Source organism: Pseudonocardia sp. Cha107L01, from assembly GCF_052566575.1.
The window spans coordinates 2,643,330-2,665,610 of sequence record NZ_CP199579.1 but is presented as its reverse complement, the minus strand read 5'-3'; the positions used below and the strand labels follow the sequence as shown (position 1 = coordinate 2,665,610).

The following is a 22,281-nucleotide window of genomic DNA, read 5'->3' as shown; positions in this document are numbered from 1 at the left end:
GCTATGCGCTACGCGGAACACGTCATGGACCTGGTGGGCGACACCCCCCTGGTCAAGCTGACCAAGGTCGCCGAGGGGCTGCGGCCGCTGGTGCTGGCCAAGGTGGAGTACTTCAACCCCGGCGGGAGCGTGAAGGACCGCATCGCGCTGCGCATGATCGACGCCGCCGAGCAGAGCGGTGAGCTACAGCCCGGCGGCACGATCGTCGAACCGACCTCCGGCAACACCGGCATCGGGCTCGCCATGATTGCCCAGCGGCGCGGCTACAAGTGTGTCTTCGTCTGCCCGGACAAGGTCAGCGAGGACAAGCGCAACGTGCTGCGCGCGTACGGGGCCGAGGTGGTGGTCTGCCCGACGGCGGTGGCCCCGGAGCACCCGGACTCGTACTACAACACCTCGGACCGGCTGGCCCGGGACATCCCCGGCGGGTGGAAGCCCAACCAGTACGCCAACCAGAGCAACCCGGCCAGCCACTTCGCGACGACCGGCCCCGAGCTCTGGGAACAGACCGAGGGGAAGATCACCCACTTCGTCGCCGGCATCGGCACCGGCGGCACCATCAGCGGCACCGGGCGGTACCTCAAGGAGGTCTCCGACGGCCGGGTGAAGGTCATCGGCGCCGACCCGGAGGGCTCGGTCTACAGCGGTGGAAGCGGCCGGCCGTACCTGGTCGAAGGCGTCGGCGAGGACTTCTGGCCGACCACCTACGACCGCGACATCTGCGACGAGATCCTCGCGGTGCGCGACGCCGACTCGTTCGACATGACCCGCCGGCTGGCTCGCGAGGAGGCGCTGCTGGTCGGCGGCTCGTGCGGGATGGCGGCGGTGGCCGCGCTGCGCGTCGCCGCGTCGCTGACCGGCAAGGAGGCGGCGGACGCGGTGGTCGTCGTGCTGCTGCCGGACGGCGGCCGCGGCTACCTGGCGAAGGTGTTCGACGACGCGTGGATGTCCACCTACGGGTTCCTGTCGGCGGAGTCCAGCGAGGCGACCGTGGGCGACGTGCTGCGCGGCAAGGACGGCCGACTGCCCGAGCTGGTGCACGGCCACCCGAACGAGACGGTCGCCGACGTGGCCGGCTACCTGCGCGAGTTCGGCGTGTCCCAGCTGCCGATCGTGGCCGCCGAGCCGCCGGTGATGGCCGCTGAGGTGGTCGGCGCGGTGAACGAGCGAGACCTGTTGGACGCCCTGTTCACCGGCCAGGCCAACCTCGCGGACCGCGTCGAGCAGCACATGTCCGCCCCGCTGCCGACCATCGGCGCCGGTGAGCCGGTCACCGCCGCGATGAAGGCGCTGGCCGCCGGCGACGGCGCGCTGGTCCTGATCGACGGCAAGCCGGCCGGCGTGATCACCCGGCACGACGTCCTCGCCTTCCTCTCCGCCACCCACCACTGACCCGCGAGTCGGGGATTCCCTCCCCGCGAGTCGGGACCCACAGCACACCGAGTCGCGCGCGTCAGCACAATCGGGTCGGGTGTTCCTGGACACCCCGGCCGGCGCCAGGCCGCCGGCCGGGGCGGCGTACCGTCGGCAAACGTGAGCGGCTTCTCGACGCGGGCTATCCATGCCGGCCAGAACCCCGACCCGACGACCGGATCGGTCATCCCACCGATCTATGCCACCTCGACGTTCGCGCAGGACGGCGTGGGCGGCACCCGGGGCGGCTACGAGTACGCGCGTAGCGCGAATCCGACGCGCACCGCGCTGGCCGAGTGCATGGCCGCGCTGGAGGGCGGCCGGTACGGGCTGATCTTCGGCTCCGGGATGTCCACCACCGACACGCTGCTGCGCGTCGCGCTGCGCCCCGGTGACCACCTGCTCATCCCGCTCGACGCGTACGGCGGCACGTTCCGCCTGGTCGACAAGGTGCTGTCGGTCTGGGGCATCGAGCACACCCCGGTCGACCTGTCCGACCTGGCCGCCACCCGCGCCGCCCTGCGCCCGACCACCCGGATGATCTGGAGCGAGTCGCCGACCAACCCGCTGCTGGGCATCGCCGACATCGCCGCGCTGGCCGACGTCGCGCACAGCGCCGACATCCGGCTGGTGGTCGACAACACGTTCGCCTCGCCGTACCTGCAGACCCCGCTGGCGCTCGGCGCGGACGTGGTCGTGCACTCCACCACCAAGTACCTCGGTGGGCACTCCGACGTGGTCGGCGGCGCGCTGGTGACCGACGACAGCGAGCTCGCCGAGCAGTTGGCGTTCGCGCAGAACTCGGTCGGCGCGGTGCCCGGGCCGTTCGACGCCTGGCTGACACTGCGCGGGATCAAGACGCTCGCGGTGCGGATGGAGCGGCACAGCGACAACGCCGAGCGCGTGGCCGCCGCGCTGGCCAGGCACCCCAAGGTCAGCAAGGTGTACTACCCCGGACTGCCGGAGCACCTAGGGCACGAGGTGGCGGCCAAGCAGATGCGCCGGTTCGGCGGCATGGTGTCCTTCGAGGTTGCCCCGGACGGCGGCGACGACCCGGCGGCCGAGGCCGTGCGGGTCTGCGGTGCGACCCGGCTGTTCATCCTCGCCGAGTCACTCGGTGGAGTGGAATCCCTCATCGAGCACCCCGCCAAGATGACGCACGCATCGACCGCCGGCTCGGCGTTGGAGGTGCCGGCCAACCTGGTGCGGCTCTCGGTCGGCATCGAGGACGCCGACGACCTGATCGAGGACCTGCTGCAAGCTCTCGGCTGAGATGTGCTGACTCTCGGCTGAGATGTGCTGACTCTCGGCTGAGATGTGCTGACTCTCGGCTGAGATGTGCTGAAACGCCCGACTCAGTGTGCTGAGAACCCCGACTCGCGGAAACCTGGCTGGATCAGGGGCGCAGCGGAGAGCGGGCGTCGGAGGCCGGTTGCGGCGCCGGCACCGTGTCCGGGGCGATCGGCAGGTCGTTCGGCTCCACGCAGCCGCCGACGAGCTCGTACCCGTCGCCACGCGCCACGTACTGGCCCGGGTTGGGGCAGCCCGCCTGCTGCACGGTGATGAACGCGATCGCCGCCATCGCGGCGGCGACCAGCAACGAGACCACGACCGACCAGCGTGTGCCGCCGGTACTCGGCCCCACCATGCGTTCCTCCCCGATTTCGCCGACACACCGACCAGGTGCGGCTGGTGCTGAGGCTACCCGTTGCCGATGCGAGGATGCGTCGATGGGCGCCAGGCACTCCCCCGACCGGGTCGATCTTGCTGCTATCCGGAAGGCGGCCGCGCTGCTCGAGGGCATCGCGCGCCGCACGCCGTTGGCCTACTCTCGCGCGCTGAGCGACACGGTGGGTGGCCCGGTGCAGTTCAAGTGCGAGAACCTGCAGCGTACTGGGTCATTCAAAATCCGAGGCGCGTACGTCCGGATGCACGCGCTGAGCGCCGAGGAGCGGGCCGCCGGCGTGGTCGCCGCGAGCGCCGGCAACCACGCGCAGGGCGTGGCGCTGGCCGCCGACATGCTCGGCATGCACGCCACGGTGTTCATGCCGGTACGGGCCGCGCTGCCGAAGATCGCCGCCACCCGCGGCTACGGGGCGGACGTCGAGCTGGTCGGCACGGCTCTCCAGGACACCCTTGCGGCCGCCCAGCAGTACGCCAAGGAGACCGGCGCGCACTTCATCCACCCGTTCGACCACCCGGCGGTGGTGGCCGGCCAGGGCACCGTGGGCCTGGAGATCTGCGAGCAGGCACCCGAGGCACGCACCATCCTGGTACCGACGGGCGGCGGCGGGCTGGCGGCCGGGGTGGCGGCGGCGGTGGCCGAGCTGGCGCCGGCGGCCAAGGTGATCGCGGTGCAGGCCGCCGAGATGGCCGCCTGGCCGGAGTCGCTCACCGCCGGCCACCCGGTGCGCACCCCGGCCCGGCCCACCATCGCCGACGGGATCGCGGTGGCCGAGCCGGGCGCCGCACCGTTCGAGGTGCTGTCCGAGCTGGTCACCGAGGTGATCACGGTCAGCGAGGACTCACTGTCCCGGGCTCTGTTGCACTGCCTGGAGCGGACCAAGCTGGTCGTCGAGCCGGCCGGTGCGGCCGGGGTCGCCGCGCTGATGGACGATCCGGACCGGTTCGAGCCGCCGGTGGTCTGCGTGCTGTCCGGGGGCAACGTGGATCCGCTGATCATGCTGCACGTCATCCAGCACGGCATGGCGGCGGCCGGGCGCTACCTGAGCGCCCGGGTCCGGCTGGTGGACCGCCCCGGCGCACTGGCCGAGCTGCTCGCGCTGGTCGGGGAGCTGGGCTGCAACGTGCTGGACGTGGAGCACACCCGGATCTCCGGCGCGCTGGCCCTCGGCGAGGTGGACGTGGCACTACGCACGGAGACCCGAGGCCCACGGCATCGCATCGAGGTTCTGGATGCGCTGCGGGCCTCGGGTCACCGGGTCGAGCTGGCGTGAGGTTCAGACCCGAAACTGCAGGTCAGCCCTTGAAGGGCTCCGCACCCTCCAGGGTCACCTTCATGGTGCTGCCGCCGGGCAGCTGGTACTGCCGGGTCTCGCCGACCTTGGCGCCCAGGATGGCGGCACCCAGCGGGGAGTTGGGCGAGTAGACCTCCAGGTCGCCGTGGCTGCCCTCTTCACGGGAGCCGAGCAGGAACCGCTCGACGTCGTCGTCGCCGTCGTAACGCACGGTGAGAACCATGCCGGGCTGCGCGAAGTCGCTGTGGGTCGGCGCCTGGCCGACCTTCGCGGTGCGCAGCAGCTCCTGCAGCTGGCGGATCCGGGCTTCCTGCTGACCCTGGTCCTCGCGGGCGGCGTGGTAGCCGCCGTTCTCCTTGAGATCGCCCTCTTCGCGGCGCGCATTGATCTCCGCTGCGATAACCGGCCGGTTCGCGATCAGCTCATCGAGTTCGTGCTTGAGCCGGTCGTAGGCATCCTGGGTAAGCCAGGTCACCTGGATCTCGGTCACGGTCATCACTCCTCCAGCCTTTCCGGACCAGCGGGCTTGCGGGTCGGTTTGACGCACTCGGGCCGCCCGCCTCAAGGCACCAAAGCCCTGAGATGGAAAAACACGACCCGACGCCGGGCCGTGCGGTGGCCACCGTAACACGATGGTTAGCCGCTCGGCGCAGTTTTTCGACAAACGGTCGAGTTCTCTCAGAAGTTCCCGAACCTGACAACGTCGCAGGTCGTTGGGACTCCGGCGGCCTTTGAGGATCTTCTCAGTCGTCCCACCAGTCACACGCGCACCCCGCCGAACCGCCCCATTGCGGCCGGGAAGAATTGTCGTAGGCCCCTGGTTGCACCGAGTACCGAAGTTGTCGGCGAGGCCTGGACAATGGAGTTGGCGCGCCTTTCATGGTGTGTCGCTGGAGACTACGCCGCCCGCTCACCTCTGGGCGTCGAGACGAGGAAGAGGACATGGTCGGACCCCTACGCCTGATGACTGTGCACGCCCACCCCGACGACGAGTCGAGCAAGGGCGCGGCGACCTGTGCCCGCTACGTTGCTGACGGTCACGAGGTCATGATCGTCACGTGCACCGGGGGCGAACGGGGCAGCGTGCTGAACCCGGCCATGGACCGTCCCGATGTGGTCGCCAACATGACCGAGATCCGCCGCGAGGAGATGGCCCGCGCGGCGGAGATCCTCGGCGCCGAGCACCGCTGGCTCGGCTACGTCGACTCCGGCCTGCCCGAGGGCGACCCGAAGCCCCCGCTGCCGGACGGCTGCTTCGCGGTCGGTGACCTGCCGGAGCAGACCGCCGCCCTGGTCGCGCTGATCCGGGAGTTCCGGCCACACGTGCTGGTCACCTACGACGAGAACGGCGGCTACCCGCACCCGGACCACATCCGATGTCACGAGGTCTCGGTGGCCGCATTCGACGCCGCCGGCGACCCGGACCGGTTCCCGGAGGCGGGCGCTCCGTGGCAGCCGCTCAAGCTGTACTACTCGCACGGGTTCTCGCGGGCCCGGGTGACGGCGTTCCACGAGGCCTTACTGGCCGCCGGCATGGAGTCGCCGTACACTGACTGGATCAAGAACTGGTCCGAGGACCGGCCGGACCCGGGCTCCAGGGTGACCACCCGGGTGGAGTGCGCGGACTACTTCGCGGTGCGCGACAAGGCGCTCCTGGCGCACGCCACCCAGATCGACCCGACGAGTCGCTGGTTCGCCATCCCGCTGGATATGCAACGGCAGATCTGGCCGACCGAGGACTACGAACTGGTGCGGTCGCTGGTAGACAGCACCACTCCAGAGGACGACCTGTTCGCCGGGCTCCGGGAACGGGTCTCGGCGTGAGCACACCGGATCGGGGCACCGCGCGACCATGATCACCGTACTGGCGGTACAGCCACTGCTCGGGCAGGACCAGGCGCCGCCCGCACAGGGCCCGGAGTTCGGCGGCTCCTCGCCGGTCGGCCTGGTCGTGACCCTGCTGATGGTGGTCGCGCTGATCTTCCTGATCCGTTCGATGAACAAGCACCTGCGCAAGGTGCCGCCGTCGTTCGACCCGGTCGAGCAGGACGGGCCGGACGGGCGCGCGGAGGCCGGACCGGCATCGGCCGCCGGGTCGGGCGCGGTGTCCACTCCGGCCGGCGACGCCGGCGAGAAGCCGTCCTCGGGTCCCCCGTCCGGCTCAACGACGGGGTCCACGACGAACGGCGCACCACCGAGGTAACCGGGCGGAGGCGGCTGCCCACCCGGGTCGTCACCCGCTGTATGTACTCCGATACGGCGTGTGCTACGCCTACGAGCGGCGTTCGGCGCGTAGGGGTGACACTCTTGGCGGCATGCCGAACAGGCTCGGGAACTCGACCAGTCCGTATCTGCTGCAGCATGCCGCCAATCCGATCAACTGGTGGCCGTGGTGCCCGGAGGCGTTCGCCGAGGCACGCGAGCGTGACGTGCCGGTGCTGCTGTCCGTCGGCTACGCCGCGTGCCACTGGTGTCACGTGATGGCGCATGAGTCCTTCGAGGACACCGAGACCGCCGATCAGGTGAACGCCGAGTTCGTGGCGATCAAGGTGGACCGGGAGGAGCGGCCGGACATCGACGCCGTCTACATGGCCGCCACCCAGGCGATGACCGGCGCCGGCGGCTGGCCGATGACCTGCTTCCTGACCCCGGCCGGCGAGCCGTTCCAGTGCGGCACCTACTACCCGCCGACGGCGCGCCAGGGCATGCCCGCCTTCCGCCAGCTGCTCACCGCGGTCACCAGGGCGTGGCACGAGGACGGTGTTCGGGTGCGCGACGCCGCCGGGCAGATCGCCACCCGGCTGGCCGAGTCGGCATCGGCGAGCCTGCCCCCGGCGAACCTGGACGCGGCGGCACTCGACGCGGCGGTGGCCACCCTGGTCGGCGATTTCGACCTCAACGCCGGCGGCTTCGGCGGTGCCCCCAAGTTCCCGCCGTCCATGGTGCTGGAGTTCCTGCTGCGCCACCACGAACGCACCGTCTCGGCCCGCACGCTGGAGATGGTCGAGCTGACCTGCGAGCGGATGGCCAGGGGCGGCATGTACGACCAGCTCGCCGGCGGCTTCGCCCGCTACAGCGTGGACGCCGCCTGGGTGGTGCCGCACTTCGAGAAGATGCTCTACGACAACGCCCTGCTGCTGCGCGTCTACGCCCACCTGGCCCGGCGCACCGGCAACGGGCCAAGCGGCGGCGCGCTGCCCAGCGGTGCGCTCGCCCAGCGGGTGGCCGAGGAGACCGCCGCGTTCCTGCTCAGCGACCTGCGTACCGCCGAAGGGGGCTTCGCGGCCGCCCTGGACGCGGACACCGACGGCGTGGAGGGACTGACCTACGCCTGGACCCCGGAGCAGCTGCGCGAGGTGCTGGGCGCGGAGGACGGCAGCTGGGTGGCCGAGCTGCTCACGGTGACGCCGGCCGGCACCTTCGAGCACGGCAGCTCCACGCTGCAGCTGCTGACCGACCCCGAACCCGTCGACGAGCCGCGCTGGCAACGGATGCGCGCCGAGCTGCTCGCCGTCCGTGCGCAGCGGCCGCAGCCGGCCCGCGACGACAAGGTGGTCACCGCCTGGAACGGGATGGCCATCGGCGCGCTGGCCGAGGCGGGCGCCGCGCTGAGTCGATCGGACTGGGTGGACGCCGCCGCCGGCGCCGCGACCCTGCTGCTCGGGTTGCACCTGGTGGACGGTCGGCTGCGCCGGTCCTCCCGAGGCGGTGTGGTCGGCGCGGCGGCCGGGGTGCTGGAGGACTACGGCTGTCTGGCCGACGGCCTGCTGGCGCTGCACCAGGCCACCGGGGCGGCCCAGTGGCTGGACGCGGCGCTCGAACTGCTGGACACCGCGCTGGAGCACTTCGCCGATCCGGAGCAGCCGGGCGGCTACCTGGACACGGCCGACGACGCCGAGGCGCTGCTGCACCGGCCCCGGGACCTCACCGACGGCGCCACCCCGTCCGGCGCGGCAGCCCTGGCCGGGGCCCTGCTCACCGCGTCGGTGCTGGGCGACCCGGCGCGGGCCTCCCGCTACGGCGAGGCGAGCGCGGCCGCGGTCTCGGCGGTCGGTGCCCTGGCCGGGCGGCACCCGCGCTTCGCCGGGCACTGGCTGACCGTCGCGGAGGCGGCCGCACGCGGCCCGCTGCAGGTCGCGGTGGTCGGCTGCGCGGACGACGAGCGGCGCTTTGCTCTGCGTAGCTATACGCAACGGGTGGCCCCTGGCGGCACCGTCGTGGTGGCCGGCGAGCCGGACGCGCCCGGGGTCCCGCTGCTGGCCGGCCGGCCGCTGGTCGACGGGTCGGCGGCCGCCTACGTATGCCGCGGCTACGTGTGCGACCGCCCGGTGACCACGGAGGGTGAGCTGGCGGCCGCCCTGCGCTGAGCCGCGCTGAGCTGAGCTGCTGCGCTGTTGCGTATCCCTACGCAGAGCAAAGCGCCGCCCACCGCCCCACGCGCAGCCGTTGCGTATCCCTACGCAGAGCAAAGCGCCGCCGCCCACCGCCCCGCCCGCGACCAGCCGGACCGCTCCCGGCCCCCCGCCGAGTGAGCCGACAGCGCCCGGAGCTACCCCGCAGTAGGGTCGGCGGTAGCGCACGCCGCACACACCGAGCGGCGGAACACAAGGAGGCCCCGCCATGCCCGAGGCAGTGATCGTCGCCGCCGCCCGGTCCCCGATCGGACGAGCGTTCAAGGGTTCGCTGGCCAGCATCCGCCCCGACGACCTGACCGTGCAGCTGGTCAAGGCCGCCCTGGCCCAGGTACCCGAACTCGACCCGGCCACCATCGACGACCTGATGCTCGGCTGCGGGCTGCCCGGCGGCGAGCAGGGCTTCAACCTGGCCCGCGTCGTCGCGGTGCTGCTCGGCTACGACACGCTGCCCGGCACCACGATCACCCGCTACTGTTCGTCCTCGTTGCAGACCACCCGGATGGCCCTGCATGCGATCAAGGCGGGCGAGGGCGACGCGTTCATCTCCGCCGGCGTCGAGACGGTGTCCCGGTTCGTGAAGGGCAACTCCGACTCGCTGCCCGACACCCACAACCCGCTGTTCGCCGACGCGGAGGCCCGTTCCACGAAGCTGGCCGAGGGCGGCCTCGACTCCTGGACCGACCCGCGTACGGGTGGCGACACCCCCGACGTCTACATCGCGATGGGCCAGACCGCCGAGAACCTCGCACGCGCCAAGGGCGTCAGCCGCGAGGACATGGACCACTTCGGCGTCCGCTCGCAGAACCTGGCGGAGAAGGCCATCGCGAACGGCTTCTTCGCCCGCGAGATCACCCCGGTCACCCTGCCGGACGGCACGGTGGTGGAGAAGGACGACGGCCCGCGCGCCGGCGTCACCTATGAGGCGGTCAGCGGGCTCAAGCCGGTGTTCCGCCCGGACGGCTTTGTCACCGCCGGCAACTGCTGCCCGCTCAACGACGGTGCCGCCGCACTCGTGATCATGTCCGACACCAAGGCCCGGGAGCTCGGCATCACGCCGCTGGCCCGGGTCATCTCCACCGGCGTCTCGGGGCTCTCACCGGAGATCATGGGACTCGGCCCGGTCGAGGCGTCGAAGCAGGCGCTGGCCCGCGCCGGCATGACCATCGACGACATCGATCTGGTCGAGATCAACGAGGCGTTCGCCGCGCAGGTGCTGCCCTCCGCGCGTGACCTGGGCATCGACGAGGACAAGCTGAACGTCAACGGCGGCGCGATCGCGCTGGGCCACCCGTTCGGCATGACCGGCGCCCGGATCACCACCACGCTGCTCAACGGGCTGCGCACGCACGACAAGAGCATCGGGCTGGAGACGATGTGCGTCGGCGGCGGCCAGGGCATGGCCATGGTGCTGGAGCGCCTCAGCTAGTCCGCGACCCACCGGCCGGCAGCACGGAAACGGCACCGGAAACGAACGCGGCGGGCACCTTCCGAAGAAGGTGCCCGCCGCGTTGCCAACCGGGGAGGGGGGACCCGGTGGTCTGAACCCCGCGCGGCTCAGGCTCGAGCCTGAGCCGCGCGGGGTTTGTCGGTGGACTATAGAGAGCTGGCTAGTTCTGCCGCATGTAGCTGAGCAGCCGCAGGATCTCCAGGTAGAGCCAGACCAGCGTGGTCATCATGCCGAACGCGATGTACCAGGACATCCGCGCCGGCGCACCGGCCCTGATCGCCTTGTCGGCCATGTCGAAGTCCAGCAGCAGGGTGAACGCCGCGATGCCGATCACGACGATGCTGAAGATGATGGCCAGCGGGCCGCCGGAGCGGATGCCGATGCCACCGGTGGTGAAGAAGCTCACCACGAAGTTGATCAGCATCAGGCCGATCACACCGAACATCGCGCCGATGATCATCTTGGTCAGGCGGGGAGTGACCTTGACCGCACCGGTCTTGTAGACGACCAGCATCCCGATGAACACGCCGAAGGTACCGACCACCGCCTGGAAGCCGATGCCGGCGAGCCCGCCGAGCTGGCCGCTCCCCGTGCTGCCGTAGGACTCGAGCGCACCGGTGATGCCACCGAGCGCAATGCCCTCGGCGATCGAGTAGGTGATGATGAGCGCCGGGTTGCTGCTCTGCTTGAAGATGACGATCAGCGAGATGACCAGGCCGACGATGAACGCCGGCAGGGCCAGCCACAACTGGCCGCTGAGCACCGTGAGTACGCCGGCGACCAACGCGAGGCCGGCGGTGATCGCGGTCTTGGTGACCACGTCGTCGACGGTCAGCGGGCGATCGTTGGTGGCCCGGTCGTAGCCGGTCGGTTGGGACGTCTGTCGATACGCGGCCGCGCCACCGGCGGCCCCGCCGATTCGATCGTCAAATCCCGCGTAGCCGCCCCGCCCAGTAGGCAGGTTGCGGAACGCCGGGTTGCTACTGGTGCGCACCGTGCCCTCCTCAGACACCCAAGTTCAGACCGCTATCGGTCTCACCTGTGCCAACGCACATAGCAGCCATTGGGTTCCCTGGCCAGCGGTATAACGGGAAGATCGAAAGAACCCGCTGGTCAGGCCGCTGTGACCTGAGAAGCACTCAGGACGGCGGTCAGCTCGGCGGGCGATGCGTTGCCACCGGTGACCACGACGCCGACCCGCGCGCCCGCCAGTTCCGCCCGGCAGCGCAGCAACCCGGCCAGCGAGGCGGCGCCGGCACCCTCGGCCATGGTGTGCGCGTGGGTGAGCAGCAGCAGCTGTGCGGCCCGCACCTGCTCGTCGTCCACCAGCACGAAGTCGGCAAGGTGCTTGCGCAGCACGGCCTGGGTGGCCGGGTAGCCGGTACCGATGGCCAACCCCTCCACCGCCGTGCGGTTGGGCCGGGACAGCGGCTCGCCGGCGCGCCATGAGTCGTGCGCGGCCCGTGAGGCCCTGGCCTGCACCGCGATCACCCGGCAGCCCGGCGCGACCGCGTCGGCCACCAGACAGGCGGCCGCCGCCCCGCTGCCACCGCCGACCGGGACGATCAGGTACTCCAGGTCCGGGTGGCTGGTCAGCAGCTCCAGGTAGAGGGTGCCGACGCCGGCGACCAGAGCGGGCTCGTTGGCCGGGTGCACGAACCGGGCGCCGTCCCGCTCGGCCAGCTCCCGGGCGTGCCCGGCGGCGGCCTCCATCGTCGTACCGTGCAGCACCAGCTCGGCACCCCAACCCCGCAGTGCGCGCACCTTGGTGGGGTTCGCCGGCTCGGGCAGCACGATGCGGCAGCGCGCCCCGAACCGGCGGGCCGCGAACGCCAGCGACTGCCCGTGGTTGCCGGTGGACGCGGAGACCACCCCGGCCGCCCGCTCCACCGGTGACATCCCGGCCAGCAGGTTCAGCCCGCCCCGGACCTTGAACGCGCCGGTGGGCTGCACCTCCTCGTGCTTGAGCACCACCTGGCAACCGGTGACCCCGTCCAGCGCGGGCGCTCCCCAGGCCGGCGTGGGGTCGAGATGGCCGGCGAGGGTCTCCTGTGCTGCTCGGACAGCGTCGATGTTCACGGATCCCAGGGTGGACGCTGACCTCTCATCAATCCAGTGCCAGTATTCACTGAAACACATAGACCGCACCTATCTATCACCTGACCTGTCACCCGCGGGAACGGGAGGACGCCTGTGCTCAGCTTGACCCGGTTGCGGGTGCTGGCCGCCGTCGCCGAGCACGGCTCCGTCACCGCAGCGGCCGCCGCCCTGCACTACGCCCAGCCGTCGGTGAGCCACCACCTGGCCAGGTTGGAGGCGGAGACCGGCGCGGTGCTGATCCGCCGGGTCGGCCGGGGCGTCCGCCTGACCGAGGCTGGCCGACTGCTCGCGACGCGGGCCACCGAGATCCTGGGCCGGGTGGAGGCCGCCCAGGCCGAGCTGGACGAGCACACCGGGCTGCGCGCCGGCCGGGTACGGCTGGCCGCGTTCCCCTCCGCACTGGGCACCATCGTCCCGGTGGCCGCCGCCCGGCTGCGCGCCACGCACCCCGACCTCGCCCTCGAGCTGACCGAGGTGGAACCGCCGGAGGCGCTGCAGCTGCTGCGCGCCGGCGAGGTCGACGCCGCGGTGGTATTCCGCTACTGGGACGACGACCCGGCCCACACCGACGACGACCTGCGCCTGGACCAGCTCGACGAGGAGGCGCTGCACCTGGTCGGCCCGCTCGACGCGGACTGGTCGGGCGAGCTCGCCGACCACGCCGGCGCGGACTGGATCGCCGGCTGCGAGCGCTGCCGCAACCACCTGCTCCGGATGTGCGAGCGCGTCGGCTTCACCCCGAGGATCCAGTTCACCACCGACGACTACGTGGCCGCACAGGCACTGGTCGCCGCCGGCCTCGGCATGACCGTGCTGCCCGACCTGGCACTGCGCGCCTATCGCCGCCCGGGAGTGCGCACCCGCCAGCTGCCCGACACCTCGCGCCGGGTGCTGCTGGCCCGCTACGGCCTGCCGCCCGACCCGCCCGGCGTGCTCGCGCTGGTCGAGGCACTGGAGCTGTCGCGGTAGACCACCGGGTGGTAGTCGGGGTGGATGCCGGGTTTCATCAGTCGTCCTCTCGGGTGCGGCGCGGCTCGGGCTCTCCGGTCCGGCGCGGGTCGTCGTCCTGGCCGCGGCGCCGCTCCGGCGCGGGACCACCGGCCAGCGGCGGCAGCACGGCGATCGGGTCACCGCAGGGGTCGGTGTGGTGCCAGCCGAACGGGTCCGGGTAGTACCGCCAGGCAGCCTCCCCGGCGATCACCTCGGCGTCGGTGAGCAGCGCGCCGCGCAGTCCCTGCTCGATCTCCTCCGGGTCGGCGCCGCAGCTGAGCACGGCCAGCTCCTGCACCCGGTCGCCGTAGCGCGGGTGCCAGCGCAGCGCCGCCGCGGCCCGCCGCTCCGGGTCGGCGGCCGCCCAGGCGTCGTCGTTCTGTGCGGCCAGCCATTCGTCGACGTAGCCGACCTGGAGTCCGCCGCCGGCCGACTCCAGCCACAGCACCGCCTCCGGACGGGTGGCCAGCCAGACCCGCCCCTTGGTGCGCACCACGCCGTCCAGCAGCAGGTCCATCGCCCGGTGCAGCCGCTCCGGGTGGAACGGCCGGCGCGCGGTGAACATGGTGAGCTGGACGCCGCAGTCCTCGCGCAACGACGGTTGCCCGCGCAGCAGGATGGCGTGCGGACCGTCCGGCACCCCCCGCCGCGCGGTAGCCGGCAGCCCGGCCAGCGGGTCCGCCGGGTTCAGCGCGGCGACCTCGCGCCGCGGCGCCAGCGGGGTGAGCCGGGCCAGCACGGCGTCGGTGCGCGCCGCCAGCCAGGCCTCGGCCGGGTTCGCCGGGTCGCCGGCGTACACGAGCAGGTCGGCGAACTCGGCCTGCGCCACCGCCAGCAGCGCGACGGTGCGCTCGTCGTCCGGCAGCAGTGCCAGCCCACGGTCGGCGACGTCGCACTCACTGGTCGCGTCGGCCAGCCAGGTCGCCGCCTCGATCACCGTGATGACGCCGCCCATGCTCACCTCCCCGGCCACGGTCGCGCCGTCCACCAGTACGTGCAGCACCGCCCAGCACACCTGCTCGGGCTCCATCACCGGGTCCAGGTGCAGCACGATGCGAGCCACCCCCGGCCGCCGCGCCAGCGCCCGGATCAGCGGCAGCACGTCCTCGCGCAGCGTGCAGGAGACGCAGCCGTGGGCCAGCTCCAGCACCTCGGCGTGGTCGGTCGTGACGGTCCCGACGCCACGCGGCCCCCGCCCGGACACCCGCAGCCGCCGCCGGACCACGCCGGAGGCCACCTCGGTCAGGTCGTGATGCAGCACTGCGGTGCCCGGCTCGAGCAACAGCCGACCCACCGCCTCGGTCACGCCGTCCCCGGCCACTCCGCCCACCAGCACCAGCTCGGTGTCCACGGATCCCCTCCGTCCCAGACTTGCTATCGTGGAGCATAGATGAAAACGACTTTCGTTATCAGGAGGGTAGCTCGATGGCACGATCCGAAGTACGGCCCCTGGTCAAGCTGCGTTCGACCGGTGGCACCGGATACACCTACGTGACCCGCAAGAACCGCCGGAACGACCCGGACCGGATGGTGCTGCGCAAGTACGACCCGGTGCTGCGCCAGCACGTCGACTTCCGCGAGGAGCGCTGATGCGCCGGGCCGAGGCCGACCGCCCCAAGCGGCGCAAGACGAACCCCCTGCACGCCCTGCTGCCCTACCCGTCGGGCTCCCGGGGCTGACCCAGCCGCCCGACCGACCCGTCATCGCGAACCCCGACCGAGGAGCCGCCCATGTCCCGCCGCTGCCAACTGACCGGCCGCCAGCCCGGTTTCGGCAAGTCCGTCTCGCACTCGCACGTCCGCACCAACCGCCGTTGGGACCCCAACGTGCAGACCCGCCGCTACTGGCTGCCGACCGAGGGCCGCTACCTGCGCCTGAAGCTCAGCACGAGAGCGATCAAGGTGGTGGACCGGGACGGAATCGAGGCCGTGGTGGCCCGGCTGCGGGCGCGCGGGGAGCGGATCTGAGATGGCCAAGCAGAGCAAGATCGCACGCAACGAGCACCGGAGGCGGATCGTGGCCCGCTACGCCGACCGCCGTGCCGAGCTCACCGCGATCATCGCCAGCCCGCACCGCACGGACGCCGAGCGCGACGACGCCCGGCGCGAGCTGAGCCGCCAACCCCGGGACGCCAGCGCCACCCGGCTGCGCAACCGGGACGCCGTCGACGGCCGGCCGCGCGGCTACCTGCGCGCCTTCGGCGTCTCCCGGGTGCGACTGCGTGGGCTGGCCCACGAGGGCTATCTACCGGGGCTGCGCAAGTCCAGCTGGTAGCCGATGGGCCCGGCGCTAACACGACGGCAGGGCGTGACGACAGGGCCCGCGCGGTGCCGCGAGTGACTACTCACTGCAACCGCGCGGGCGCGTGAGCCTCGATTTCCTACCTTTGAGTGATTCGACTGACCACACTGACGCGCTGCTCGTTATCCAGGTATGACCGCGCTGAGTGATCGCACCGCGACCGCGCGGACCGTCGATCACACAGCCCTCCGGGTCAGCGCGGAGCGCCAGCGGATCGCCAGCGCACTCCACGACGAGGTCAGCCAGCTGCTGTTCGCCATGGCAGGCCGCGCGCGGCGGGCACACGAGCTGCACTCCGACGACCTCGCCGAGCTACGCAGAACCGTGGCGACACTCAACGAGCAGCTCCAGGAAGCCCAGGACCGGCTACGCGGCGTGATCCGCGACTGCGGTCCGGCGGCGGCCGAGGACGGCATCCCGGCGACTACTCAGCGTAATCTCGACGACTTCACCGACCGCACCGGCGTCACCGCCCACCTGTTGCTGCACGGCCGCCCGGAGCACCTGCCGCCCTCGGTCGAACGGGTGGCCCTGAACTGCCTGCGGCAGGCGCTGTTCAACATCGAGCGGCACGCCGAGGCCAGCCTGGTGATCGTGACGCTGGACTACCGGCCGGACCGGCTGCGCCTGGTGGTGCAGGACGACGGGTGTGGCCTGCCGGCCGGGTTCGAGCCGCGCGCGGTACCGGCCGACGGACACCACTGGGGGTTCACCTCGATGGCTGAACAGGTCGAGCGGCTCGGTGGCTCGGTGGAGCTGCGCCGCGTCGAAGAGGGCGGCACCCAGCTGCGCGTGCAACTACCTCGACCGGCCGGGGCCCGATGACCGCACGGATCCTGGTGGTGGACGACCACCCGGTGGTGGTCGACGGCGTCCGCAACGCGCTGGCCGCGCACCCCGACCTGCGGGTGGTGGGCGAGGCCGACGAACCGGCCGGCGCCGTGCGGATGTCCGCCGCGCTGAAGCCGGACGCGGTCATCCTGGACCTGCGCATGGGCGGCCGGTTCGCCCCGGAGACGTCCACCTCTATCAAGGCCGCCGCACCGGGCACGAAGGTGCTGATCCACACCGCGTCGGAGGAGCACGAGCCGGTGCACGCGGCGCTGCGGGCCGGCGCGGACGGCGCGGTGTTCAAGGACGGTCGGGACCTGGTGTTGGCCCTGCGCGCTGTGCTGACCTCCGGCGAGGTCTACCTGGATCCCCGGTTGCGCAGCGAGCGTGGCGCGGCCCGCCGGGGCGACGCCGACCGCCAGGTCGTCGATCCGCTGTCTCCCCGGGAGTACGACGTGCTGTGCGCGCTCGCGCTGGGCCAGTCGACCCGGGAGATCTCGCAGGAGCTGTACCTCGCGGAGAGCACCGTGCGCAGCTACACGAAGGCGTTACTCACGAAGCTCGGCGTCCGCAGCCGGATCGAGGCGCTGGCCGTCGCCCGGCGGGCCCAGCTCATCTGACGCAGCGGCCAATTCCGCCAGGATCCGTCGGCCCGTTGATTGGGAACTGTGACGGTTCACAGCCGTCAGTACACGGTATGCGATAGCCGCCACTCTTATTGCGCATTTTTCCCATCGGTTCGGCTCAGCACGTACGCTATCCGCGCGCCCCCGTAGCCCAATCGGCAGAGGCAAGCCCCTTAAAAGGGCCTCAGTGTGGGTTCGACTCCCACCGGGGGCACTGATTTTTTGCTGAGTAAAGAGGCCTTTACCTGCGCCTATACTTCGAGAAAACGATCTTCCGAGACGACCGCCCCGGCCGCTCGGCTGGCCGCCCGGCAAGCCCGCCCGTACCGGGCGCCCGTGCCCCTGCGCAGGCGGTACGCACCGAGCGGACCCGACAATCGGGGTAACCGGGTGATCACGGCGGGTGATCGTCGCGGTTGCCCGGAGAGCGCTCACGTGCCGTGTCCATCGGTGCCCGCCCGGCGCCCACCGGAGTACACACCGACCGAATTCCCGACGACCGTCGAGGCACAGCGAAGAAATTGCCGAAGCAACTACTTCGTCACGTCACGCCGGTCACCCCAGCACCTGGGATATCAGTGGATACAATTCCGGCACCCACTCCGGTGCGAATCGAAGTGGATCGACCGGCCATTCATATCGGTCAATCACAGCCAATCGCCGGCACCCGCATGCGTCCGTTTGCCGGCCGGGCGCCGGGCAGCGGGACCAACCCCGGCGTCGATCGACGACCCCACCGCCCGCCCGGGTGGGTCGCGCCCCGGCGGTCCGGTGCCGTGGCCGGTACCGGGGTGGCCGGTACCGGGGTGGCCGGTACCGGGGTGGCAGCTCCAGCAATGTCGCGACGGCATTCCCGGGCCGGACGGCTCCAGCGAATACACACGTTCACCGCGACATTTCTCAGCTAACCGGACCGCAGCGGTTCGGACAGATCCGGACGTCGGTATAGTCCACGCGGTACAGCTGGCCGACCGGCGCCGCCGAGCCGCCTTCCGGCAATGAGGAGGAAATGACGTGCTGCGTGGCATGAGGGTCGGGTCCCTGGCAGCCGCCGTGGCCGCGGCCGGCGCCGTCGTCCTACTTCCGCTGCACGTCCCGATGGCATTCGCCGCAGACGGGACATTCACCTACACCGGCGGCGACGGCAAGGTGAAGACGAGCGCGAATCCGCCGTCCGGCGATTGTCTCAAGGTAGTCGGAAGCGGGCCGGTCAAGAATAACACCGACGCCAGCGTCACCCTCTACAAGACGCCCGACTGCACCGACGCGAATCGCATTACAACGATCGACGATAATTCGACGCAGAACCGGGTTCCCACTTTCCAGTCACTGCTCTGGGACGACAACAACGACTGAGTAATTCTCAGCACCGAAGCCCGGGTCAACTCCCCGCTCCGGGCACCCGCTGGCCGCGCCGGCGCTCCTGACCCCCGCCTGACCTGCAGGGTCCTGCTCCCTGACCAGTTACCCGGCGAACTTCCGAGCGATCGGATCGCCTCAGGATGGTGACCGGCGGGTTACTTCCTCAAGTCTGCATCAAGGTCTCTGGACGATTCGTCTAAGCCTACTTAAACTTTCAGGCCAACTGATCATCTCGGCGGTGCCCGCTCTTGAGCACCGCTCGTACACCTGGACGCGATTCGACAAGTCGGGCAACCGGCGCCACTCGCAGGGGGAGCCAGCGTGACACACGGGGTTGAGGAAGAAGACGCGAGCAAGTACGAATCTCGCACAGATATCACCGTCTTCGAGGACCAAGGCTATCAGAAGGCGCTGGGCAATCGCCAAGTCCAGATGATCGCTATCGGCGGCGCCATCGGCAGTGGCCTGTTCCTCGGCGCCGGCGGCCGGCTGCACTCGGCTGGCCCGGCGTTGATGCTGGTCTACGCGGTCGCCGGCGTGTTCGCGTTCCTGGTCGTGCGGGCTATGGGCGAGATGGTGATGCACCGCCCGACCTCGGGTTCATTCGTCTCCTACTCCCGCGAGTTCATCGGTGAGAAGGCCGCCTTCTTCGCCGGCTGGATGTACTTCCTCAACTGGGCTTGCAGTGGAATGGGCGACGTCACCGCTGCGGCGGTGTACGTCAAGTTCTTCTACCCGAACGTCCAGCAGTGGATCCCCGCGCTCATCGCCCTTGCCGTCGTACTCGCGGTCAACCTGGTGTCGGTGAAGATATTCGGCGAGCTCGAGTTCTGGTTCGCCGCCATCAAGGTGCTAACCCTCATCGCGTTCATGGTCATCGCCATCGTGACGCTGATCAAACGCACTGAGGTGGCGCCCGGCATCGCCACCGGGCCTCAGCTGATCTTCGAGCACGGCGGATTCTTCCCGGCCGGATTGTTCGCGGTGCTGATGATCCTGCAAGGCGTGGTGTTCGCCTACGCTGGCGTGGAGATGGTCGGCGTCGCGGCCGGCGAGACCGAGAACCCCCGCAAGGTCATCCCGAAGGCGGTCAACTCGGTCGGCTGGCGGATCGCCATCTTCTACGTCGGTTCGGTGCTGCTGCTGGTCATGCTGCTGCCGACGTCGATGTACTCGTCTGCGGGCAGTCCGTTCGTGACTGTGCTGTCCAAGCTCGGCATTCCGGCTGCCGCCGGCATCATGAACATCGTGCTGATCACCGCTGCACTGTCTAGCGTCAACTCCGGGCTCTACACCACCGGCCGAGTGCTGCGTTCGCTCGCGTTCAACGGGTCGGCACCTATGGTGTTGGGCAAGATGAGCCGGCACGGAGTGCCCTACGCAGGTGTGCTGCTGACCGGCGGGATCTACCTGATCGGCGTGTTCCTCAACCTGAAACTACCGAAGTCGGCCTTCGAGATCACCACCGAGTTCTCCGCCGTGGGAATCATCGGCATGTGGTCAATGATCATGATTGCGCACCTCGCCTTCTACAAGGCGACCCAGGCCGGACTACTGCCGCGCCCCGAGTTCCGACTACCCGGTGCGCCATACACGAACTACATCACGGTGGCGTTCCTGATCTTCGTGCTGGCAATGACTTGGTTCAACGGCGAAACTGGCCGGATCGTGATCATTGGCATCCCGTTCATCCTCGCGTTCCTGGTCGCCGGCTGGTTCGCCTGCCGCAAGGGTGTCGCCCGGATCCGCCAACAGGGCTCCGCCCACAGCCACCAGCACGCGGACACGGAATAGCGCTTGCTCTCTAGCCATGGACGAGGCCCGCCTATCGACCGCACCGGCCGGCGGCGGGCATCTTCCACGTGGGCGTTCATCTCCTCTGGTCTGACTCACCGCGCGGCGGACTCCTGCACCCTGGTCAACAAGGCGGATGTCTACGGCCTACGGTCCGGTGGCCGACATAAGCGGGTGGCCCGCTATAACATCAACCGCGCCAACGTGGTTTGCACCAACGGAACTATGAAGCCACCGACGGCGAACGCAGCGGACACACCGAGTAGTTTTGTGAACATGACACGGACTCCTGCGTGATTCGTTCGCGACGAACTGAGAGAAGGCAGCTAAGCTCGTTCGCTCCAGGCATCTAGACTCGCGTCAGCCGTGTCAGGTGCCGGTTTCCCCTTCCCAGCCCCTGTGCACATTGATCGTCACACACTTGATTTGCGCTTGTGTGTGAAATGGTGGAACTGGCCTCTCCTATCTCCCGAGAGTGAGTGTCTTCAGGGTCGCCCCGGCAACCCTCCCAGGAGTACCGCCGCCCGCCAGCCAGCGACGGCCCCGTTCGTCGGCGTCCGTAGGCGGACGTCTGAGAACGCGCTGAGAAAGATCAGCGCGGAGCCGCCCCGAACACGCCACACAGCGCGCGCGATCTCCGATTCCGGGCGTAACGTCCGCCGAAATCATCTGTCGCGTAGCAAGGGGCGGTGCGATGACATCGGGACAGCCCGGATCGACCAGTGAGGTGTCAACGCACCTCACCCCGGATCAGCGCAACTCGTTCATCGCCGCGCTGCTCGGCTGGATGATGGACGCGTTCGACTACTTCATCGTCGTGTTCGTCTATGCCGACATCGCCAAGGACTTCCACATCTCGCTGGCCGAGGTGGCCTTCCTGACCACCGCCACCCTGATCATGCGGCCGGTCGGCGCGATCATCTTCGGACTCTGGGCGGACCGCAAGGGCCGGCGGATCCCACTGCTGGTCGACGTCAGCTTCTACTCGGTCATCGGGTTCCTGTGCGCCTTCGCGCCGAACTTCACGGTGCTGCTCATCCTGCGGTTGCTCTACGGCATCGGCATGGGCGGCGAGTGGGGCCTCGGTGCGGCGCTGGCCATGGAGAAGATCCCGGCGAAGCGGCGCGGGCTGTTCTCCGGGATCCTGCAGCAGGGTTACTCGCTGGGCTACCTGGTCGCCTCGCTGGCCTCACTGGTGGTGATCAACTGGGCCGGGCTGTCCTGGCGCTGGCTGTTCGCGTTGAGCATCTTCCCCGCACTGATCAGCCTGTGGATCCGGAGCCGGGTCAAGGAGTCCGAGGTCTGGGAGGAAACCCAGAAGCGGATGAAGATGACGCAGTCGTCGTTCCGCGACATCGCGTTCAACCCGGCCATCCTGCGCCGGTTCGGCTACCTGATCCTGCTGATGACCGCGTTCAACTGGATGAGCCACGGCACCCAGGACATCTACCCGACCTTCCTCAAGGCTACCGAGCACGGCGGCGCGGGGGTGTCCGGCGCGACCGCGTCCTGGATCGCCGTCCTCTACACAATCGGTGCGACCATCGGCGGCATCACCTTCGGCGCACTGTCCTCGAAGTACGGCCGGCGCTACACCATCGTGTTCTGCGCGGTGCTGGGCCTGCCGATCGTGCCGCTGTTCGCCTACTCGCACACGGTCGGCCTGCTCTGCCTCGGCTCGTTCCTGATGCAGGTGGTGGTGCAGGGCGCCTGGGGGGTGATCCCGGCCCACCTCTCCGAGATGTCGCCGGACACCATCCGCGGCTTCTACCCCGGGGTGACCTACCAACTGGGCAACTGCCTCGCCGCGTTCAACCTGCCCATTCAGCAGTCTCTCGCCGCCTCGCACAGCTACCAGTTCGCGCTGGCCGCGACGATCGTCCCGGTGTTCGTCGCGGTGATCGTGCTGTCGCTGATCGGCAAGGAGGCCCGGGGCATCGAGTTCGGCGGCCGACTCGGCACCGAGCAGGGCAACCCGAGCCCGGTACGCAGCTGACCCCGTGAGTGGCGAGTGGCCCCAGGGG

21 protein-coding genes and 1 tRNA gene are annotated in these 22,281 nt (G+C 70.2%); 17 read left to right on the top strand and 5 right to left on the bottom strand.

The window, feature by feature from the left end:
- The first annotated feature begins 3 nt into the window (after positions 1-3).
- Together ACTXG6_RS12690 and ACTXG6_RS12685 are read left to right on the top strand one after the other, a co-directional pair.
- The gene (locus ACTXG6_RS12690; RefSeq protein ID WP_445187979.1) at positions 4-1,392 is read left to right on the top strand and encodes a cystathionine beta-synthase; all 1,389 of its coding nucleotides are present in this window, start codon (positions 4-6) and stop codon (positions 1,390-1,392) included.
- Positions 1,393-1,533: 141 nt separating this feature from the next.
- Positions 1,534-2,685, top strand: a complete 1,152-nt coding sequence (locus tag ACTXG6_RS12685) for a cystathionine gamma-synthase (protein WP_445187978.1) — start codon at positions 1,534-1,536, stop codon at positions 2,683-2,685.
- 124 nt (positions 2,686-2,809) lie between these two features.
- Here the strand turns inward: ACTXG6_RS12685 and ACTXG6_RS12680 are convergent, their stop codons facing one another.
- Positions 2,810-3,061: a hypothetical protein gene (locus ACTXG6_RS12680; protein ID WP_445187977.1), complete on the bottom strand. Its 252-nt coding sequence runs from the start codon at positions 3,059-3,061 to the stop codon at positions 2,810-2,812.
- Positions 3,062-3,143: 82 nt separating this feature from the next.
- Here ACTXG6_RS12680 and ilvA point away from each other — a divergent pair, with 82 nt between their 5' ends.
- Positions 3,144-4,370 (top strand): threonine ammonia-lyase, encoded by a 1,227-nt coding sequence (ilvA, locus tag ACTXG6_RS12675; RefSeq protein WP_445187976.1) that lies wholly within the window; start codon positions 3,144-3,146, stop codon positions 4,368-4,370.
- Positions 4,371-4,392: 22 nt separating this feature from the next.
- On the opposite strand, the gene greA is transcribed toward ilvA, so the two are convergent.
- Positions 4,393-4,881 (bottom strand): transcription elongation factor GreA, encoded by a 489-nt coding sequence (gene greA / locus ACTXG6_RS12670; protein WP_445189988.1) that lies wholly within the window; start codon positions 4,879-4,881, stop codon positions 4,393-4,395.
- Positions 4,882-5,333: 452 nt separating this feature from the next.
- On the opposite strand from greA, the gene mca reads away from it, so the two are divergent.
- The 4 genes from mca to ACTXG6_RS12650 all read left to right on the top strand — a co-directional run bounded on the left by mca (position 5,334) and on the right by ACTXG6_RS12650 (position 10,232).
- Positions 5,334-6,215 (top strand): mycothiol conjugate amidase Mca, encoded by an 882-nt coding sequence (mca, locus tag ACTXG6_RS12665; protein WP_445187975.1) that lies wholly within the window; start codon positions 5,334-5,336, stop codon positions 6,213-6,215.
- Positions 6,216-6,243: 28 nt separating this feature from the next.
- Positions 6,244-6,594 (top strand): hypothetical protein, encoded by a 351-nt coding sequence (locus ACTXG6_RS12660; protein WP_445187974.1) that lies wholly within the window; start codon positions 6,244-6,246, stop codon positions 6,592-6,594.
- Positions 6,595-6,706: 112 nt separating this feature from the next.
- Positions 6,707-8,758: a thioredoxin domain-containing protein gene (locus ACTXG6_RS12655; RefSeq protein ID WP_445187973.1), complete on the top strand. Its 2,052-nt coding sequence runs from the start codon at positions 6,707-6,709 to the stop codon at positions 8,756-8,758.
- Between the two features lie 253 nt (positions 8,759-9,011).
- Positions 9,012-10,232 (top strand): acetyl-CoA C-acetyltransferase, encoded by a 1,221-nt coding sequence (locus ACTXG6_RS12650; RefSeq protein ID WP_445187972.1) that lies wholly within the window; start codon positions 9,012-9,014, stop codon positions 10,230-10,232.
- 181 nt (positions 10,233-10,413) lie between these two features.
- Here the strand turns inward: ACTXG6_RS12650 and ACTXG6_RS12645 are convergent, their stop codons facing one another.
- Both ACTXG6_RS12645 and ACTXG6_RS12640 read right to left on the bottom strand, forming a co-directional pair.
- Positions 10,414-11,247, bottom strand: coding sequence for a Bax inhibitor-1/YccA family protein (locus ACTXG6_RS12645; RefSeq protein ID WP_445187971.1), 834 nt, complete (start codon positions 11,245-11,247; stop codon positions 10,414-10,416).
- Positions 11,248-11,366: 119 nt separating this feature from the next.
- A complete protein-coding gene (locus ACTXG6_RS12640) occupies positions 11,367-12,332 on the bottom strand; it encodes a threonine ammonia-lyase (protein WP_445187970.1) in 966 nt (321 codons plus the stop codon).
- A 114-nt stretch (positions 12,333-12,446) separates the two neighbouring features.
- Here ACTXG6_RS12640 and ACTXG6_RS12635 point away from each other — a divergent pair, with 114 nt between their 5' ends.
- Entirely contained in the window at positions 12,447-13,322 is an 876-nt protein-coding gene (locus ACTXG6_RS12635) for a LysR substrate-binding domain-containing protein (RefSeq protein ID WP_445187969.1), read from the top strand.
- A 37-nt stretch (positions 13,323-13,359) separates the two neighbouring features.
- Here the strand turns inward: ACTXG6_RS12635 and mrf are convergent, their stop codons facing one another.
- Positions 13,360-14,694 (bottom strand): ribosome hibernation factor-recruiting GTPase MRF, encoded by a 1,335-nt coding sequence (gene mrf, locus ACTXG6_RS12630; RefSeq protein WP_445187968.1) that lies wholly within the window; start codon positions 14,692-14,694, stop codon positions 13,360-13,362.
- A gap of 74 nt (positions 14,695-14,768) precedes the next feature.
- On the opposite strand from mrf, the gene rpmG reads away from it, so the two are divergent.
- From rpmG to ACTXG6_RS12585, 9 genes are all read left to right on the top strand, one after another.
- Positions 14,769-14,933, top strand: coding sequence for a 50S ribosomal protein L33 (rpmG, locus tag ACTXG6_RS12625; protein WP_445187967.1), 165 nt, complete (start codon positions 14,769-14,771; stop codon positions 14,931-14,933).
- A 140-nt stretch (positions 14,934-15,073) separates the two neighbouring features.
- On the top strand, positions 15,074-15,310 hold the full coding sequence (gene rpmB / locus ACTXG6_RS12620; protein WP_445187966.1) for a 50S ribosomal protein L28: 237 nt from the start codon (positions 15,074-15,076) through the stop codon (positions 15,308-15,310).
- A gap of 1 nt (position 15,311) precedes the next feature.
- Positions 15,312-15,617, top strand: a complete 306-nt coding sequence (gene rpsN / locus ACTXG6_RS12615) for a 30S ribosomal protein S14 (RefSeq protein WP_445187965.1) — start codon at positions 15,312-15,314, stop codon at positions 15,615-15,617.
- Between the two features lie 159 nt (positions 15,618-15,776).
- Positions 15,777-16,469 (top strand): sensor histidine kinase, encoded by a 693-nt coding sequence (locus ACTXG6_RS12610; protein WP_445187964.1) that lies wholly within the window; start codon positions 15,777-15,779, stop codon positions 16,467-16,469.
- A complete protein-coding gene (locus tag ACTXG6_RS12605; protein ID WP_445187963.1) occupies positions 16,466-17,095 on the top strand; it encodes a response regulator in 630 nt (209 codons plus the stop codon). Before ACTXG6_RS12610 ends, ACTXG6_RS12605 begins: the two co-directional genes overlap by 4 nt.
- A 146-nt stretch (positions 17,096-17,241) precedes the next feature.
- Positions 17,242-17,315 (top strand) — tRNA-Leu (locus ACTXG6_RS12600).
- Between the two features lie 800 nt (positions 17,316-18,115).
- A complete protein-coding gene (locus tag ACTXG6_RS12595; protein ID WP_445187962.1) occupies positions 18,116-18,457 on the top strand; it encodes a hypothetical protein in 342 nt (113 codons plus the stop codon).
- A 438-nt stretch (positions 18,458-18,895) separates the two neighbouring features.
- On the top strand, positions 18,896-20,257 hold the full coding sequence (locus ACTXG6_RS12590) for an amino acid permease (RefSeq protein ID WP_445189987.1): 1,362 nt from the start codon (positions 18,896-18,898) through the stop codon (positions 20,255-20,257).
- 694 nt (positions 20,258-20,951) lie between these two features.
- Positions 20,952-22,253: an MFS transporter gene (locus tag ACTXG6_RS12585; RefSeq protein ID WP_445187961.1), complete on the top strand. Its 1,302-nt coding sequence runs from the start codon at positions 20,952-20,954 to the stop codon at positions 22,251-22,253.
- Positions 22,254-22,281 lie beyond the last annotated feature (28 nt).

Coding starts and splice junctions, on each gene's coding strand:
- ACTXG6_RS12655 (WP_445187973.1), top strand. CDS start 6,707: ATGCCGAACAGGCTCGGGAACTCGACCAGTCCGTATCTGCTGCAGCAT.
- ACTXG6_RS12590 (WP_445189987.1), top strand. CDS start 18,896: ATGATCGCTATCGGCGGCGCCATCGGCAGTGGCCTGTTCCTCGGCGCC.
- mca (WP_445187975.1), top strand. CDS start 5,334: ATGGTCGGACCCCTACGCCTGATGACTGTGCACGCCCACCCCGACGAC.
- rpmB (WP_445187966.1), top strand. CDS start 15,074: ATGTCCCGCCGCTGCCAACTGACCGGCCGCCAGCCCGGTTTCGGCAAG.
- ACTXG6_RS12680 (WP_445187977.1), bottom strand. CDS start 3,061: ATGGTGGGGCCGAGTACCGGCGGCACACGCTGGTCGGTCGTGGTCTCG.
- ACTXG6_RS12650 (WP_445187972.1), top strand. CDS start 9,012: ATGCCCGAGGCAGTGATCGTCGCCGCCGCCCGGTCCCCGATCGGACGA.
- rpmG (WP_445187967.1), top strand. CDS start 14,769: ATGGCACGATCCGAAGTACGGCCCCTGGTCAAGCTGCGTTCGACCGGT.
- ilvA (WP_445187976.1), top strand. CDS start 3,144: ATGGGCGCCAGGCACTCCCCCGACCGGGTCGATCTTGCTGCTATCCGG.
- ACTXG6_RS12605 (WP_445187963.1), top strand. CDS start 16,466: ATGACCGCACGGATCCTGGTGGTGGACGACCACCCGGTGGTGGTCGAC.
- ACTXG6_RS12660 (WP_445187974.1), top strand. CDS start 6,244: ATGATCACCGTACTGGCGGTACAGCCACTGCTCGGGCAGGACCAGGCG.
- ACTXG6_RS12585 (WP_445187961.1), top strand. CDS start 20,952: ATGACATCGGGACAGCCCGGATCGACCAGTGAGGTGTCAACGCACCTC.
- ACTXG6_RS12690 (WP_445187979.1), top strand. CDS start 4: ATGCGCTACGCGGAACACGTCATGGACCTGGTGGGCGACACCCCCCTG.
- ACTXG6_RS12610 (WP_445187964.1), top strand. CDS start 15,777: ATGACCGCGCTGAGTGATCGCACCGCGACCGCGCGGACCGTCGATCAC.
- rpsN (WP_445187965.1), top strand. CDS start 15,312: ATGGCCAAGCAGAGCAAGATCGCACGCAACGAGCACCGGAGGCGGATC.